Annotated in this window: 11 protein-coding genes; 6 read left to right on the top strand and 5 right to left on the bottom strand. The window is 72.8% G+C overall.

All coding sequences use genetic code 11. From position 1 onward, the window contains the following. Position 1 precedes the first annotated feature (1 nt). The 3 genes from ACSURM_RS26115 to ACSURM_RS26105 all read right to left on the bottom strand — a co-directional run bounded on the left by ACSURM_RS26115 (position 2) and on the right by ACSURM_RS26105 (position 3,306). A complete protein-coding gene (locus tag ACSURM_RS26115; protein WP_436958191.1) occupies positions 2 to 907 on the bottom strand; it encodes a sugar ABC transporter permease in 906 nt (301 codons plus the stop codon). A gap of 19 nt (positions 908 to 926) precedes the next feature. Further along, complete coding sequence (locus ACSURM_RS26110) at positions 927 to 1,931, bottom strand: carbohydrate ABC transporter permease (RefSeq protein WP_436958190.1); 1,005 nt, start codon at positions 1,929 to 1,931, stop codon at positions 927 to 929. A gap of 103 nt (positions 1,932 to 2,034) precedes the next feature. Then, positions 2,035 to 3,306, bottom strand: a complete 1,272-nt coding sequence (locus ACSURM_RS26105; RefSeq protein ID WP_436958189.1) for an extracellular solute-binding protein — start codon at positions 3,304 to 3,306, stop codon at positions 2,035 to 2,037. A gap of 343 nt (positions 3,307 to 3,649) precedes the next feature. Between ACSURM_RS26105 and ACSURM_RS26100 the strand changes: the two genes are divergently transcribed. Then, positions 3,650 to 4,684 carry a LacI family DNA-binding transcriptional regulator gene (locus tag ACSURM_RS26100; protein ID WP_436958188.1) on the top strand — a complete coding sequence of 345 codons (1,035 nt, stop codon included), beginning with the start codon at positions 3,650 to 3,652 and terminating at the stop codon, positions 4,682 to 4,684. Positions 4,685 to 4,805: 121 nt separating this feature from the next. Next, entirely contained in the window at positions 4,806 to 5,666 is an 861-nt protein-coding gene (locus ACSURM_RS26095) for a phosphatase PAP2 family protein (protein ID WP_436958187.1), read from the top strand. Positions 5,667 to 5,876: 210 nt separating this feature from the next. Here ACSURM_RS26095 and ACSURM_RS26090 read toward each other — a convergent pair whose 3' ends face one another. Together ACSURM_RS26090 and ACSURM_RS26085 are read right to left on the bottom strand one after the other, a co-directional pair. Continuing rightward, the gene (locus tag ACSURM_RS26090; RefSeq protein WP_436958186.1) at positions 5,877 to 8,870 is read right to left on the bottom strand and encodes a bifunctional [glutamine synthetase] adenylyltransferase/[glutamine synthetase]-adenylyl-L-tyrosine phosphorylase; all 2,994 of its coding nucleotides are present in this window, start codon (positions 8,868 to 8,870) and stop codon (positions 5,877 to 5,879) included. Positions 8,871 to 9,189: 319 nt separating this feature from the next. Then, a complete protein-coding gene (locus ACSURM_RS26085) occupies positions 9,190 to 10,071 on the bottom strand; it encodes a DUF72 domain-containing protein (protein ID WP_436958185.1) in 882 nt (293 codons plus the stop codon). Between the two features lie 127 nt (positions 10,072 to 10,198). Between ACSURM_RS26085 and ACSURM_RS26080 the strand changes: the two genes are divergently transcribed. From ACSURM_RS26080 to ACSURM_RS26065, 4 genes are all read left to right on the top strand, one after another. Further along, positions 10,199 to 11,086 carry an alkaline phosphatase family protein gene (locus tag ACSURM_RS26080; RefSeq protein ID WP_436958184.1) on the top strand — a complete coding sequence of 296 codons (888 nt, stop codon included), beginning with the start codon at positions 10,199 to 10,201 and terminating at the stop codon, positions 11,084 to 11,086. Between the two features lies 1 nt (position 11,087). Next, positions 11,088 to 12,341 (top strand): MFS transporter, encoded by a 1,254-nt coding sequence (locus ACSURM_RS26075; RefSeq protein ID WP_436958183.1) that lies wholly within the window; start codon positions 11,088 to 11,090, stop codon positions 12,339 to 12,341. Next, a complete protein-coding gene (locus ACSURM_RS26070; protein ID WP_436958182.1) occupies positions 12,338 to 13,357 on the top strand; it encodes a TolB family protein in 1,020 nt (339 codons plus the stop codon). The genes ACSURM_RS26075 and ACSURM_RS26070 overlap by 4 nt, the downstream gene beginning before the upstream one ends. Before the next feature lie 142 nt (positions 13,358 to 13,499). Then, positions 13,500 to 15,857 (top strand): Orn/Lys/Arg decarboxylase N-terminal domain-containing protein, encoded by a 2,358-nt coding sequence (locus ACSURM_RS26065; protein ID WP_436958181.1) that lies wholly within the window; start codon positions 13,500 to 13,502, stop codon positions 15,855 to 15,857. Positions 15,858 to 15,892 lie beyond the last annotated feature (35 nt).

Here is a 15,892-nt window from a genome sequence, read left to right as displayed (position 1 = left end):
GTCAGCCCTTGGTGCCGCCGGCGGTGAGGCCGGTGACCAGGTTCTTCTGCACGAGGTAGAAGAACACCGTCACCGGTATCGCGATCAGCACCGCGGTGGCGGCCATGTAGTTCCACTGGGCGTCGTGCTCGCTGACGAAGGTCTGCAGGCCGACGGCGAAGGTGTACTTGGAGTCGTCCAGCAGGAAGGTCGTCGCGAAGGCGACCTCGCCGACGGCGGTGATGAAGGTGTAGAACGCGGCGACGGCCAGGCCCGGGCGGGCCAGCGGCAGGATCAGCCGGAAGAAGGTGCCGAAGGGGGTGAGCCCGTCCACCCGCCCGGCCTCGTCGATCTCGAACGGGATGGTGTCGAAGTACCCCTTGAGCAGCCAGGCGCTGTACGGCACGGCGGTGGAGCAGTTGATGGCGATCAGCCCCCAGTAGGTGTCGATGAGGCCGAGCTCGCTGAAGATCTCGTACATCGGCACGATCAGGATGGCGATCGGGAAGGCCTGGGTGAGCAGCAGGACCCACATCAGCGGCTTGTAGCCGGGAAAACGCATCCGGGAGACGGCGTAGCCGGTGGTGGCGGCGACGAGGACACCGATCACGGTGGTGCCGAGGGCCACGATCAGCGTCGACTTGAACCAGTCGAGGAAGCCGGTGTGCTGGAGCACGAAGCCGTAGTTGGAGAAGGTCAGCTTGCCCGCGATGGCGCCCGGGTGGAGGTAGTCGTCCTTGTCCGGGCCGAGGGAGAGGTAGCACAGCCAGGCGACCGGGGCGAGGGCGATCAGGCTCGCCAGGGCGAGGCCGCCGTGCAGCAGGGCGGTGCCGAGCGGTCCGCGCTCGCCGCGCCGGCGGGTGCGGCGGACGGGTACGGCGGCGGGGGCCGGCGCGGTCTCGGTGGTGTCCAGGGTCGTGGTGCTCATGGCGGCGGCTCCTGCGGCGTCAGACGGCGAGCTGGTCATTGCGCTTCAGCCAGCGGAAGTAGAAGGAGGTGAAGACGGTGAGGATCGACAGCAGCAGCACCCCGTAGGCGGCGGACTGGGCGAAGTCGCGCGGCTGCTGGCCGAAGCCCAGCTGGTAGGCCCAGGTGACGAGGATCTGGGCGTCCGGGGCGGAGTTCTTGCCGAACAGCAGGAAGATGATGACGAACTGGTTGAAGGTCCAGATGACGCCGAGCAGGACCACGGTGGAGCTGACCGCGCGCAGCCCGGGCAGGGTGACGTGGCGGAAGCGCTGCCAGGCACTGGCGCCGTCCATCTCGGCGGCCTCGTAGAGCGTGGAGTCGATGGACTGCAGCCCGCCGAGCAGCGAGAGCATCATGAACGGCACACCGCACCAGGTGTTCACCATGATCGCGGCGAACCGCTGCCAGAAGGTGTCCTCCAGCCAGGCCGGCTGGGGCAGGTGCAGGGCGCCGAGGAGCTGGTTGAGCGCGCCGGAGTCGGCGAGCATGATCCGCCAGGAGAAGACGGTGACGAAGGTCGGCACGGCCCAGGGCAGGACGAGCAGCAGCCGGTAGACGGTGCGGCCGCGCAGCTTCTGGTGCAGCATGAGCGCGAGGCCGAGCCCGAGGGCGTAGTGCAGGGCGACGCAGGCGGCCGTCCAGAAGACGGTCCACAGGAAGTGCGACCAGAACCGGTCGTAGGCCGTCGGGCCGAACAGGATGTCCTGGTAGTTGTCCAGGCCGATGAACTCGTAGGTGGCGTCGATGTGGTTGACGCCGATCGTCCGCGCCGAGTTGAGGCTGTTGGCGTCGGTGAGGGTGAGGTAGAAGCCGCGTGCCAGCGGGTAGCCGACGAGGACGCCGAGCACGATGACCACCGGGGCGATCATCGCGTAGGCGTACCAGTACTTCTGGAGGCCGTTCTTGACGCGCTGCCCCAGCCCGGGACGAGGCGCGCGGTCACCGCGGCGCTCGCCGGTGGCGCGGTCGATGGCGACTGTCATGGTTCGACACCTTCAATGGATCAGGGGGGCGGGCTGGGCACTGGGCGGTGGCCGCCGGGTTCCTCCGCCGCCTGCGGCGGGAGCGGCCGGCGGCCACCCGGGCTCACTTGGCGAAGCCGTCCAGCAGGTCGGAGATGGCCAGCTCGGCGTTGTCCAGGCCCTTGTCCAGCGACTCCTTGCCGCCGGCGACCTTGGCCAGCTCGGTGTCGAGCGGGACCCACAGGGAGCTGTACTCGGGCAGTGCCGGGCGGGGCTGGGCGGCGGCCAGGACGCCCTGGTAGCCGGCGATGCCCGGGTCGGCCTTGACCTTCGCGGTGTAGGCGTCGGAGCGGGTGGGCAGGGTGGAGTTCTTCAGGGCGACGGCCTCCTGCGCCTGGGCGGAGGTCATGAAGTTCACGAACTTCAGGGCCGCCGCCTGGTGGGCCTTGTCCGAGCCGGCGTAGACCGACAGGTTGTGGCCGCCGGTGGGGGCGCCCGCCTTGCCGGTGGAGCCGGCCGGGACGGTGGCGATGCCCAGGTTCTTCTTGTCCTTGAAGGCGCTGCCCTTGTAGAAGTTCGTGATCTCCCAGGGGCCCTGGACGATCGCGGCGACCTTGCCGTTGACGAACGCGTCCTGGATGTGGGCGTAGGCGTCGGCGGTGGTGTCGGCCTTGTGCAGGCCCTTGCCGGAGAACAGGCTCTGCCAGGTGGCGTAGCCCTTCCGGGCGGCGGCCGAGTTCACGGTGATCTTCTTGGCGGCGGCGTCGACGGTGTCGGTGCCCTCGCCGTAGAGGAAGGGCTGGGCGTAGTAGGCCTGGGTGGAGCCCCAGTAGCCGTCGGCCCCGGTCTTGTCCTTGACCTTCGCGGCGGCGGCCTTCAGCTCGTCCCAGGTCTTGGGGGCCTCGGTGACGCCGGCCTGCTGGAACAGGGCCTTGTTGTAGACCAGCGCGAGGGTGTCGGTGACCAGCGGCACGCCGTAGGTCTTGCCCTCGTACTGGGCCTGCTTGATCAGGCTCGGCTGGAACTTCGCCTGGTCGGCGAGGGCCTCGGTGCCGTCCAGCGGCAGGAAGAAGCCCTTCTTGGCGAAGGCCGGGGTCCAGCCGACCTCGGAGCGCAGCACGTCCGGGGCGCCGGTGGCGCCGGCCGCGGTGTCGAACTTGTTCTGCGCCTGGTCGAAGGGCACGTTGACGTACTTGACCTTGATGTCCTTGTGCGCGGCCTCGAACCGCTCGACCAGGGCCCGGTAGGTCGGGGCCTCGTTGGTGGCATTGGAGGTGTCCCACCACGTGATGGTGACCGGGCCGTCCGACTTCCCGCTGTCGCTGTCGCCGCCGCACGCCGTCGCCGTCAGGGCGAGGGACGCCACCAGCGCGGAGGCCGCTATGCCACGCCGCATGAGTTCTCCTTGAGGGTTGAAGCCCGAGTGGTACAGGGGGCGGTCCCGACCGCCCCTTGCGACTTGCCGACTGCGCCGTTGCCGCGGCCGGGCGACAGGGAACGTAACAGCGATGTAAGCGCTGCGAAAGACCTTGCAGAAAAAAAGTGCAAGGGAACACGATGGTTACCCGGTCGTAACCGTGCAACGGCCGCTGGACACTTGTGCAAGACTCTGCAAGCTCTTGCCATCATGATTCGAGGGAGCCGCGATGAGGCAGCAACCCCCTGCGGGCCGCCCGGCCGTCCGCGCCCGGCGTCCGGCCGGTGTGCAAGGGCGGAGCCGACCGGTACAGTCCAGTGGCGTGACCACACGGCTTGCCGACATCGCTGCGCAGGCGGGGGTGAGCGAAGCGACCGTCAGCCGGGTCCTCAACGGAAAGCCGGGCGTCGCCGCCACCACCCGCCAGTCCGTGCTCGCCGCCCTGGACGTCCTGGGCTACGAGCGCCCGGTACGGCTGCGGCAGCGCAGCGAGGGTCTGGTCGGGCTGATCACGCCCGAGCTGGAGAACCCGATATTCCCGGCCCTGGCGCAGGTCATCGGCCAGGCGCTGACCCGCCAGGGCTACACCCCGGTGCTCGCCACGCAGACCCCCGGCGGGTCGACCGAGGACGAGCTGACCGAAATGCTGGTGGACCGCGGGGTCGCCGGGATCATCTACGTCTCCGGGCTGCACGCCGACACCACCGCCGACATGCAGCGCTACGAGCGGCTCCGGGCGCAGGGCGTGCCGTTCGTGCTGGTGGACGGGTTCTCCCCGCATGTGCAGGCGCCGTTCATCTCCCCCGACGACCGGGCGGCGATGACGCTCGCGGTGACACACCTGGTGTCCCTCGGGCACACCCGGATCGGGCTCGCCCTCGGGCCCAAGCGGTTCGTGCCGGTGCAGCGCAAGATCGAGGGCTTCGTACGGGCCGTCCAGGACCAGCTGGGGCTTGCCGCGCAGACCGTGGAGAGCGAGCTGATCCAGCACTCGCTGTACACGCTGGAGGGCGGCCAGGCCGCCGCGGCGGCGCTGATCGAGCGGGGCTGTACGGCGGTGGTCTGCGCCAGCGACATGATGGCGCTGGGCGCGATACGCACGGCCCGGCAGCGTGGCCTGGAGGTGCCCCGGGACGTGTCGGTGGTCGGCTTCGACGACTCCCCGCTGATCGCCTTCACCGATCCGCCGCTGACCACCGTCCGCAAGCCGGTCCCGGCGATGGGGCAGGCGGCGGTGCGCACGCTGCTGGAGGAGATCGGCGGCACCCCGGCACCGCACAGCGAGTTCGTGTTCATGCCGGAGCTGGTGGTGCGCGGCTCGACCGCCTCGGCTCCGCACGGCTCGCGCGCGACGTAGGCCGCGGGGCCGCCGAGCCGTACCCGGCCATGGGGCCGGCGTCCGGTCCAGAAGGTGCGCGGCGGAGCCGGGCTTGGGATGATCGGCCGGGAAACAACCTTTTCTGGCAGACTCTGTGACCATGAGTGACTCGACCGTGACAGAGCCGGACGGTCGCGAGGAGGTGGCCGCTCCGCGGGCCGTCACGGGCGAGGACAGACCGGACCGGCCGCGGCGCCCGCGCCCGCGCCGCCCCCGGCTGTGGTTCGAGATCCTTCTGGTCGCGGTGAGTTACTGGACGTACTCGCTGGTGCGCAACGCCGTGCCGGAGCAGCGAACCGCCGCGCTGCGCAACGCGGACTGGATCTGGCGGTTCGAGCACGCGATCGGCGTCGGCGTGGAGCAGACGGTCAACCACGCCGCCAACTCGGTGTCTTGGCTCATCATCGGGATGAACTACTACTACGCCACACTGCACTTCGTCATCACGCTCGGGGTGCTGGTGTGGCTGTACCGGTGGCATCCCGGCCGGTACGCGGCGACCCGGCTGGTGCTGTTCGCGACCACCGGCGCGGCCCTGCTCGGTTACTACCTGTTCCCGCTCGCGCCGCCCCGGTTGATGCGCGGCGGGCACTTCGTGGACACCGTGATGGTGCACCACACGTGGGGTTCGATGGCCTCCGGCGACCTCAAGCACGTGTCCAACCAGTACGCGGCGATGCCGTCGATGCACATCGGCTGGTCGCTGTGGTGCGGGCTGACGGTGTGCGCGCTGGCGTCGGTGCCGTGGGCGCGGGTGCTGGGGCTGCTGTATCCGGCGCTCACCCTCGTGGTGATCGTCGCCACGGCCAACCACTTCTGGCTGGACGCGGTGGGCGGGGTCGTCTGCCTCGCCTTCGGCTTCGCGGCGGCCCGCCTCTGGTACGGCAGCGTGCCGTACGCGCTGCCGCGGCTGGTCCCCCGGCCCGCGGGGCGGGCGTGGGGGTCGGCGCCGACCGTGTAGAGCGCGGGGGGGGGGGGCGCCGTCCGTGCGGAGCGCGGGGGGGCGCCGTCCGTGCGGAGCGCGGGGGGGCGCCGTCCGTGCGGAGCGCGGGGGGGCGCCGTCCGTGCGGAGCGCGGGGGGGCGCCGTCCGTGCGGAGCGCGGGGGGGCGCCGTCCGTGCGGAGCGCGGGGGGGCGCCGTCCGTGCGGAGCGCGGGGGCGCCGGTCTTCCGTCAGTCCCCGTAGAACAGGTCCTCCACCACCGTGCGGGCCCGGCGGGTGGTGCGGCGGTAGGCGTCCAGCATGTCTCCGGCGTGGCCGGCGCCGTAGCCGAGGTAGCGGCCCACCGCGGCCAGCTCGCGCGGCTCGGTGGGGAAGGTGTCCCCGGCCCGGCCGCGCACCAGCATCACCGCGTTGCGCACCCGGCTCGCCAGCACCCACGCCTCGTCCAGGATCTCCGCCTCCTCGGCGGACAGCAGCCCGGCCGCGCGGGCGGCGGCCAGCGCCTCGCGGGTGCGGGTGGTGCGCAGGCCCGGCTCGTGGTGGGCGTGGCGGAGCTGGAGCAGCTGGACCGTCCACTCCACGTCGGACAGGCCGCCGGGGCCCAGCTTGGTGTGCAGCTTCGGGTCGGCGCCGCGCGGCAGCCGCTCGGACTCCATGCGGGCCTTCAGCCGGCGGATCTCGCGCACCGCGTCCTCGGTGAGGCCCTTGGCCGGGTAGCGCAGCGGGTCGATCAGCTCGACGAAGCGCCGGCCCAGGTCGCCGTCGCCGGCCACCGGCTCGGCCCGCAGCAGCGCCTGCGACTCCCAGACCAGGGACCAACGGCGGTAGTACGCCTCGTACGACTTCAGGGTGCGCACCAGCGGCCCGGACTTGCCCTCCGGGCGCAGGTCGGCGTCGATGAGCAGCGGCGGGTCGGCGCTGGGCAGCTGGAGCAGCCGGCGCATCTCGGCGACGACCCGGTTGGCGGCGGCCGCCGCCTCCTGCTCGGCCACGCCCTCCCTCGGCTCGTGCACGAACAGCACGTCGGCGTCGGAGCCGTAGCCCAGCTCGTGCCCGCCGAAGCGGCCCATGCCGATGACCGCGAACCGGGTGGGCAGGGTGTCGCCCCAGCCCTCCCGGACCACCGCGCGCAGGGTCCCGGCCAGGGTGGCCTTGGTGAGGTCGGAGACGGCCGCGCCGACCCGGTCCACCAGGGCGCCCTGGTCCGCCTCGGCGGGGCTGGTCTCGGTGCCGTAGGAGCCGACGATGTCGGCGGCGGCGGTGCGGAACAGCTCGCGGCGGCGCACGCCGCGGGCCGCCGTGACGCCCTGTGCGGCGTTCTCGGCGCGGCCCACGGCCGCCATGATCTCCTGCTCCAGCGCGGCGCGCTGCCGGGGCGCGAGGCCGCCGCCGACGCCGTCGCCGAGCAGGGCCACCGCCTCCGGGGCGCGCATCAGCAGGTCGGGGGCGAGGCGGCCCGCCGACAGCACGCGGGCCAGGTTCTCCGCCGCGGCGCCCTCGTCGCGCAGCAGCCGCAGGTACCAGGGGGTCTTGCCGAGCGCGTCGGAGACCTTGCGGAAGTTCAGCAGGCCGGCGTCCGGGTCGGCGGAGTCGGCGAACCAGCCGAGCAGCACGGGCAGCAGGGTGCGCTGGATGGCCGCCTTGCGGGTCACGCCGGAGGCCAGGGCCTCCAGGTGGCGCAGGGCGGCGGCCGGGTCGGCGTAGCCGAGGGCGATGAGGCGTTCCCGGGCCGCCTCCGCGCTCAACCTGGCTTCGCCCGGCGCGAGTTGGGCGACCGCGTCGAGCAGCGGGCGGTAGAACAGCTTCTCGTGCAGGCGGCGTACGACCGTGCTGTGCCGCTTCCACTCGCGGGTCAGCCCGCCCACCGGGTCGGTGCGCAGGCCCAGCGAACGGCCGAGGCGGCGCAGGTCGGCCTCCGCCTCGGGGACGAGGTGGGTGCGGCGCAGGCGGTAGAGCTGGATGCGGTGCTCCATGGAGCGCAGGAAGCGGTACGCCTCGTCCAGCCGGGCCGCGTCCTCGCGGCCCACGTAGCCGCCGGCGGCCAGGGCCTTGAGGGCGTCCAGGGTGGTGCCGCTGCGCAGGGCGGGGTCGGTGCGGCCGTGCACCAGCTGGAGGAGCTGGACGGCGAACTCCACGTCGCGCAGGCCGCCCGGGCCGAGTTTGAGTTCCCGGTCGATCTCGGCCGCGGGGATGTTCTCCACCACGCGGCGGCGCATCTTCTGCACGTCCGGTACGAAGTTCTCCCGCTCGGCCGCCTTCCAGACGAGGGGGTGCAGCGCGTCCAGGTACGCCTGGCCGAGCGCCGGGTCTCCGGCCACCGGGCGGGCCTTGAGGAGGGCCTGGAACTCCCAGGTCTTGGCCCAGCGCTGGTAGTAGGCGACGTGGCTGCTGAGGGTGCGCACGAGGGGGCCGTTGCGGCCCTCGGGGCGGAGGTTGGCGTCCACCGGCCAGATGGAGCCCTCCACGGTCGTCTCGGAGCAGATCCGCATCAGGTGGGAGGCGAGTTTCGTGGCGGACCGCAGGGCCTGTTGCTCCGGGGTGCTCTCCGTCGGTTCCGCCACGAAGATCACGTCGACGTCGGAGACGTAGTTCAGTTCGTGGCCGCCGCACTTGCCCATCGCGATCACCGCGAGGCGGCAGGCGGCGGCGTCCTCGGGGGCGGCGGCGGCCGCGAGGGCCAGGGCCGTGCGGAGGGTGGCGGTGGCCAGGTCGGCGAGTTCGCCGGCGGTCTCGGCGACGTCCGTGGTGCCGCAGACGTCGCGGGCGGCGAGGGAGAGCAGGCAGCGGCGGTAGGCGACGCGGAGGGAGACCGGGTCGGTGGCCTCGGCCAGGCCGCGTTCGAACTCCGTGACGCCCGGGTGGAGGTCGTGCGGTTCGTAGGTGACCAGGGCGTGCCAGTCGGTGGGGTGGCGGGTGAGGTGGTCGGCGAGGGCGGTGGAGGCGCCGAGGACGCCGAGGAGGCGGTCGCGGAGGGGTTTGGCCGCGACGAGGGTGTCCAGCAGTTCGCGGTGGGCGGTGGGGGTGGGCTGGGCCTCCAGGAGGCGGACCAGGCCGTGCAGGGCGAGGTCGGGGTCGGCGGTGGCGCCGAGGGCCTCCAGGAGGACCGGGTCGTCGCGGACGGTGGCCAGTTCGGGGCCGTCCAGGAGGCGTTCGGCTGCGGAGGGGTCGGTGAAGCCGTGTCGGAGCAGACGGGTGAAGGTGCTGCTTCTGCGCCCCGGCGTCATGTCCGTGGTCTCCTCTGGTGTGGTGCGGCGTCCTGGCCCGAGCGTAACCGGCGGGGGGCGGGGGGCTCGGGTTGTGGGGCTGTGCTTCGTCGGGTGCGGGTGCGTGGGTCTTGTGCCTGCGGCGGCCCGTGCGGGCTCGTCGTGGTCGCGGTCGCGCCCACTGGCGTGTGGGAGTCGGGGCCGCGGCGGGCAGTGTCCGTCCTCGGTCCGGCGCCCTGTCTCTCGTGCGTCGCCGGACTTCTCGCCGGCCGCTGCGGGCGGACACAACCCGCCACGTCCCCTTCCCGCCGTGTGCGGGTGCGGGGCCGTGGTGCTTCCTCTACGGGCCCGTCGGCGTTTCCTCCGGTGCTGTCCTCTGGTGCGGGATTCCCCTGCTGCTCAGTAGGTCTCGCATCGTCTCGGCCGCCCTCGGGGCCGCGTCTCCGCAGCAGTTGTTGAAGAGGAGGTGGATCTCGGTGGCGGTCGTCGCCGCGGTGTGGATGTGGGGGAGCCACTCTTCGAGTTCTTGCTCGGTGTAGGTGTGGCGGAAGCGGTCTTCCTTGGTGCCGGTGCGCCAGTGGGGGCTGCGGCCGTGGAAGCGGACGAGGGTGAGGTGGGGGGTGGTGACGGGGACGGGGTGCCGGGGGTCGGGGGTGTCCGTGGCCACCGCCGTGGCGTCCAGGTCCTCGAGGAAGGAGGTCGTGCGGGAGGCGTTCGCCGGGTGCCACCAGGCGGGGTCGCGGAACTCCACGGCGAACGGCCAGCCGTGGGCGCGTTCGCGGGCGGTGCGGATGAAGGTCTCGGCCTCGGGGCCGGGGTGGAGGGAGGCCGGGTACTGGAAGAGGAGGGTGCCGAGGCGGCCGGAGTGGAGGAGGGGGGTCAGGGCTTCGGCGTAGCGGGTCCAGACCTCCGTGCGCAGGGCCTCGTTCCGGGGGTGGGTGCGCAGGTCCGGGGGGAGGGCCGCGGGGCGGGTGGGGTGGCCGGTGAGGAGGGAGAACGCCTTGACGTCGAAGCGGAAGCCGGGGGGTGTGCGCTCCGCCCAGTGGGTGGTGGTGCGGGGGGTGGGCAGGGCGTAGTACGGGGAGTCCGCCTCCACCAGGGGGAAGCGGGTGGCGTAGTGGCGCAGGCGTTTCTCGGGGGTGCCGGTGCCGGGTGGGTACCAGTCGCTCTTGAGCAGGTTCGGGTCGGTCCAGCCGCAGGTGCCGATGAGGATGTCCGCCATGGGGGCGGGGGTACCCGGCGTTCATCCGGTCTTCACCCGTGGGGTTGGCTCGCGTGAGGCGCGGGAATTTTGGCGTGTGCATGCTCTGTCCGCACCGCCAGCCGTCCACCCATTTCCGGAGGTTGAAGTGTCCGGCAGTTCCGTGTACCGCCGCGCCCGGGCCCTCGTGGCCGGTACGGCGGCCCTCGCCGCGGCCGCGGTCGGGCTGTGGACCGGGCTCGGCCAGGAGTCCGCGCACGCCGCGGGCACCGTGCCCCGCCCGGACCACGTGGTCGTCGTGGTCTTCGAGAACCACGCGTACAGCCAGGTCATCGGGTCGTCCAGCGCGCCGTACCTCAACTCGCTGAAGGCGGGAGGCGCCAACCTGACCCAGTCGTACGCCGAGACCCATCCGAGCCAGCCGAACTACTTCGCGATGTTCTCCGGCTCCACGCAGGGGATCACCGACGACAGCTGCTACACCCCGGGCTTCTCCTCGGCGCCCAATCTGGCGTCCGAGATGATCGCCGCCGGGCGCAGCTGGGCCAGCTACAACGAGACCCTGCCTAGCCAGGGGTCCACGACGTGCAGCAGCGGCAAGTACGCGCGCAAGCACAACCCCTGGTTCGGGTTCAGCAATGTGCCCACGTCCAGCGCCAAGACGTTCGCGCAGTTCCCCACCGACTACTCGACGCTGCCCCAGCTGTCGTTCGTGGTGCCCAACCTGTGCAGCGACATGCACGACTGCTCGGTGTCCACCGGTGACACCTGGCTGAAGAACAACCTGGGCGCCTACGCCACCTGGGCCAAGACCCACAACAGCCTGCTCGTCGTCACCTTCGACGAGGACAACCGGCTGAGCGGGAACCGCATCCCCACGGTGTTCTACGGGCAGCCCGTCCTCGCCGGGTCCTCTTCGAGCACCACCTACAACCACTACGACCTGCTGCGCACCCTGGAGGACACCCAGGGGCTGACCACGCACGCGGGCAACGCGGCCGCCGCCGAGGACATCACCGGGATCTGGGCGTCCTGACGTGTACGTAGCGGACAGTCGTGCCAGTACGTCCGCTCATGACGCCGTCCGGCCCCCGGCCGGGCGGCGCCGTGCGGCGGTCGCGCCGACCGTGCTCGCGCTGGGGACGGTGAGCCTGGTCACCGACGTCTCCTCGGAGATGGTGACGGCGGTGCTGCCGTTGTACCTGGTGAGCGGTCTGGGTCTGTCGCCGTTGGGGTTCGGGCTCCTGGACGGCGTCTACAACGGTTTCTCCGCGCTCGTCCGGCTGGTCGGCGGGCACTTCGCCGACCGGGGCGGCGGGCGGCACAAGTGGATCGCCGGGCTGGGCTACGGCATCTCGGCCGTGTGCAAGCCGCTGCTGCTGGTGGCGCACTCGCTGACGCCGATCGGGGTGGTGCTCGCCGCCGACCGGACCGGCAAGGGGCTGCGGACCGCGCCCAGGGACGCGCTGATCTCGCTGTCCAGCACGCCGGAGACGCGCGGCCGGGCCTTCGGCGTGCACCGGGCGATGGACACCGCCGGGGCGCTGCTCGGGCCGCTGGTGGCCTTCTGGATCCTGCGGGCCACCGTGGACGGCTACGACGCGGTGTTCACCGTCAGCTTCTGCGTCGCCGCGGCCGGCGTGCTGGTGCTGGTGCTGTTCGTGCCGGGCGGTCGGGGAGCGCCGGCGGCGGCGCAACAGCCCACGCTGCGGGCCGCTTTCGCCCTGCTGCGCCGCCGCGATCTGCGCCGGATCACCGTGTGCGCGCTGCTGCTGGGGCTGGCCACGGTCAGCGACTCCTTCGTGTACCTGTTGCTCCAGCGCCGGCTCGGGGTCCCGGACCGCTGGTTCGCGCTGCTGCCGCTCGGCACGGCCGCCGCGTTCCTGCTGCTGGCGGTGCCGCTCGGCCGGCTCGCGGACCGGGTGGGCCGCTGGACGGTCTTCCTCGCCGGTCACGGCGCCCTGCTCGCCGGGTACGGGCTGCTGCTCGGCTCCTGGCGCGGCACCGCGCTGCCCTGGCTGGTGCTCGCCCTGCACGGCTGCTTCTACGCGGCCACCGACGGGGTGCTGATGGCCGCCGCCTCCGACAGCGTGCCGGAGGGGCTGCGCTCCTCGGGGCTGGCCGTCGTGCAGACCGGGCAGGCGCTGACCCGGTTCGCCTGCTCGCTGCTGTTCGGCGCGGCCTGGACGGTGTGGGGCGACCGGGCGGCGCTGGCCGGGGCGGCGGTGGCGCTCGTGGGATGCGTGGCGTTCGCGCTGACGCTGCGTCCGAAGGGAGTGGTGGGCGCGTGAGCGTACGCAACCGGCTGGTGATCCTCGTGTCGGCCCTCGCCGTGCTCGCGGCGGTCGGGCTGGCCGCCGTCCTGCACGCCTCCGCACGGGCGGAGCGCCGTGACCACACGCAGGCGGGCGGGCCGCGCGTCACCTCCGGCGCGGTGTCGCTGCGCGGGTCCGGGCGGCTGGTGTTCCGGAACCTGGCGTGGGGGCCGCACCGGGACGAGCTGACGAGCGTCCCGGCGGACGACCCGGACGGGCCGCGCACCGCCGCCGGGCTGAAGTGCCTCAGGTTCTACGCCGCCGCGGGCACCGGAGTGTGTTTGCAGGCGGTGCGCGGGCCGGTGTCGGACACCTACCGCGCGCTGGTCCTGGACGCCTCCCTGCGCATCCGGGGCCGCTACGACGTGCCGGGCATCCCCTCCCGCGCCCGGGTCTCCCCCACCGGGCACTTCGCCGCCTGGACGGCGTTCGTGGGCGGCGACTCGTACGCGGGGACGAACTTCTCCACGCGGACGGCGGTCGTGGACACCCGCGGCGGGGAGCTGATCCCCTCCCTGGAGGCGTTCCGGATCGTCAAGGACGGGCGTCCCTACCGGTCGGCGGACGTCAACTTCTGGGGCGTGACGTTCACGGACGACGACCGTACGTTCTACGCGACGCTGGCCACGAAGGGCCGCACGTACCTGGTCCGCGGCGACCTGCGCGCGCGTACGGTCACCACCCTGCACGCCAACGTGGAGTGCCCGTCGCTGTCGCCGGACGGCACCCGGGTCGCGTACAAGAAGCGGGTCGCGGGGCTGCCGAAGGACGCGCCCTGGCGGCTGTACGTCCTCGACCTGCGGACGATGCGGGAGACCCCGCTCGCCGAGCCGCGCAGCGTGGACGACCAGGCGGTGTGGCGGGACGCGCGCACGATCGTCTACACGCTCCCCGGGGACTACGGCGCCGACCTGTACCAGGTCCCGGCGGACGGAACGGGCCGGGCACGGCGGATCAGCCCGGCCGCGGTGTCACCGGCGTACCTCGGTTAGCCGCCCTTTGCGTCAATGCGGTGGTCGGATGATGCGCTATCCGGGTGTTCTGCCGTCGCCGCCGCCCGCCCGCCCGGAGGGCCGCGCCGGACACTTTCCGCGGCGGCGGCCGGGCGGTCGCCGGGAGAGGGCAGGGCGGCGGATGAGCGAGAGCAGGATCCTGGTGGCGGTGCCGGAACACCCGCGTGCGGAGGGTGCCGGCGCCGAGCAGTTGCGGAAGATCCGGGAGGCGGTGGAGGCGGACGGCTTCGGGGTGCGCTGGGCCGTCACCGCCGAGGACGCCGACGCGGTGCTGCGCACCGAGGCGGGCCTGGCGGCGGCCCTGGTGGCGTGGGACCTGCCCGGCGGCGCCCGGGCCGGCGACGGTCCGGGGGCGGCGCTCGCCGGGCCGGCCGGCACCCTGGAGGCGGGCGCGGGCGGGGCCGCCGTACTGCGCCGGATCGGGCGGCGCTACCGGAATCTGCCGGTGTTCCTGGTCATGGCCGAGGAGGGCGTGCGGGAACTGCCGCTGTGGGTGTCGGAGACGGTCGTCGGGTACGTCTGGCCGCTGGAGGACACCCCCGGGTTCATCGCCGGCCGGATCACCAGCGCCGCCCGCAACTACCGGGAGGACGTGCTGCCGCCGTTCTTCCGGGCGCTGCGCCACTTCCACGACGCGCACGAGTACTCCTGGCACACCCCGGCCCACTCCGGCGGCGTCGCCTTCCTGAAGTCGCCCGCCGGGCGCGCCTTCCACGAGTACTTCGGCGAGCGGCTGCTCCGCTCGGACCTGTCGATCTCGGTGGAGGAGCTGGGCTCGCTGTTCGAGCACACCGGGCCCATCGGCGAGGCCGAGCGCAACGCGGCCCGGGTCTTCGGCGCCGACCTGACCTACTTCGTGCTGCACGGCGACTCCACCTGCAACCGCCTGGTGGGCCACTTCAGCGTCACCCGGGACGAGCTGGCACTGGTGGACCGCAACTGCCACAAGTCGGTGCTGCACGGCCTGGTGGTCTCCGGCGCCCGGCCGGTCTACCTCATCCCGACCCGCAACGGCTACGGCCTGGCCGGCCCGCTGCCCCCGGCCGAGCTGGCGGCGGAGTCGATCGCGGCCCGGATCGCCGCGCACCCGCTCGCCGAGGGCGCCGCCACCCGCGACCCCCAGTACGCGGTGTTCACCAACTCCACGTACGACGGCCTGAGTTACGACGCCGTACCGGCCGCGAAGGCGCTCGCGGCCAGCACTCCCCGGGTGCACTTCGACGAGGCGTGGTTCGCCTACGCCCGCTTCCACCCGCTGTACGCGGGCCGGTACGGCATGTCGGTGGACGAGGCGGCCTTCCCCGGCCCGGAGCGGCCGACGGTGTTCGCCACCCAGTCCACGCACAAGCTGCTGGCCGCGCTGTCGCAGTCGGCGATGGTGCACGTACGGCCGGCCCCCCGGGCCCCGGTGGAGCACGACCGGTTCAACGAGGCCCTGATGATGCACGGCACCACCTCCCCGCTGTACCCGATGATCGCCTCCCTGGACGTGGCGACGGCGATGATGGACGGGCCGCAGGGCGAGTGGCTGGTGGACGAGGCGGTCACCGAGGCCGTCCGGTTCCGGCAGGAGATGGTGCGGCTGGGGCGGCGGGTGGCGAGCGCCGGGGACCGGCCGCCGTGGTTCTTCGGCGTCTGGCAGCCGGAGGAGGTCACCGACCCGGCGACCGGCAAGCGGCTGGCCTTCGACGAGGCCCCGCCGGAGCTGCTGGGCCGGGAGCAGTCCTGCTGGCTGCTGGAGCCCGGCGCGGCCTGGCACGGCTTCCCAGGGCTGACCGAGGGCCACTGCATGCTGGACCCGGTCAAGGTCACGCTGACCTGCCCCGGGATCACGGCGACCGGTGAGATGGCCGAGGAGGGCATCCCGGCGCGGGTGCTGACGGCGTACCTGGCGACCCGGAGCATCGTGGTCGAGAAGACCGACAGCTACACCACGCTGATCCTGTTCTCGATGGGCATCACGAAGGGCAAGTGGGGCACGCTGCTGGACGCCCTGATGGACTTCAAGGCCCTCTACGACGGCGACGCCCCGCTGGACCGCGTCCTGCCCGAGGCGGTGGCCGCGCACCCGCGCCGGTACGCGGGAATGACCCTGCGGCAGCTGTGCCAGGAGATGCACGACCAGCTCCGCTCGGCCCGCCTGGTGGAGCTGCTGGACACCGCGTTCCAGGAGCTCCCGGAGCCGGTCCACCCGCCGCAGTACTGCTACCAGCGGCTGGTGCGCGGCGGCACGGAACGCGTCCGTATCGCCGACGCGGCGCACCGGGTGGCGGCGGCGATGGTCACGGTGACCCCGCCCGGCATCCCGGTCCTCATGCCCGGCGAGTCCACCGGCGCCCCCGACGGCCCCCTCCTGCGCTACCTGACCGCCCTGGAGACCTTCGACCGCCGCTTCCCCGGCTTCCGCAGCGAGACCCACGGCGTGACGATCGACGAGGACACGGGGGACTACGAGATCGAGTGCCTGCGGCAGGAGTGACCGCCGGTGACGGGGCGGGGGCGGGCGGCCTGCCG

The organism is Streptomyces sp. SudanB182_2057, assembly GCF_964272715.1.
GTDB lineage: Bacteria > Actinomycetota > Actinomycetes > Streptomycetales > Streptomycetaceae > Streptomyces > Streptomyces rubradiris.
The sequence above is the reverse complement of the archived record's forward strand: the minus strand, read 5'-3'. Positions and strand labels throughout refer to the sequence as shown.

Coding starts and splice junctions, on each gene's coding strand:
- ACSURM_RS26090 (WP_436958186.1), bottom strand. CDS start 8,870: ATGACGCCGGGGCGCAGAAGCAGCACCTTCACCCGTCTGCTCCGACAC.
- ACSURM_RS26095 (WP_436958187.1), top strand. CDS start 4,806: ATGAGTGACTCGACCGTGACAGAGCCGGACGGTCGCGAGGAGGTGGCC.
- ACSURM_RS26105 (WP_436958189.1), bottom strand. CDS start 3,306: ATGCGGCGTGGCATAGCGGCCTCCGCGCTGGTGGCGTCCCTCGCCCTG.
- ACSURM_RS26085 (WP_436958185.1), bottom strand. CDS start 10,071: ATGGCGGACATCCTCATCGGCACCTGCGGCTGGACCGACCCGAACCTG.
- ACSURM_RS26115 (WP_436958191.1), bottom strand. CDS start 907: ATGAGCACCACGACCCTGGACACCACCGAGACCGCGCCGGCCCCCGCC.
- ACSURM_RS26110 (WP_436958190.1), bottom strand. CDS start 1,931: ATGACAGTCGCCATCGACCGCGCCACCGGCGAGCGCCGCGGTGACCGC.
- ACSURM_RS26065 (WP_436958181.1), top strand. CDS start 13,500: ATGAGCGAGAGCAGGATCCTGGTGGCGGTGCCGGAACACCCGCGTGCG.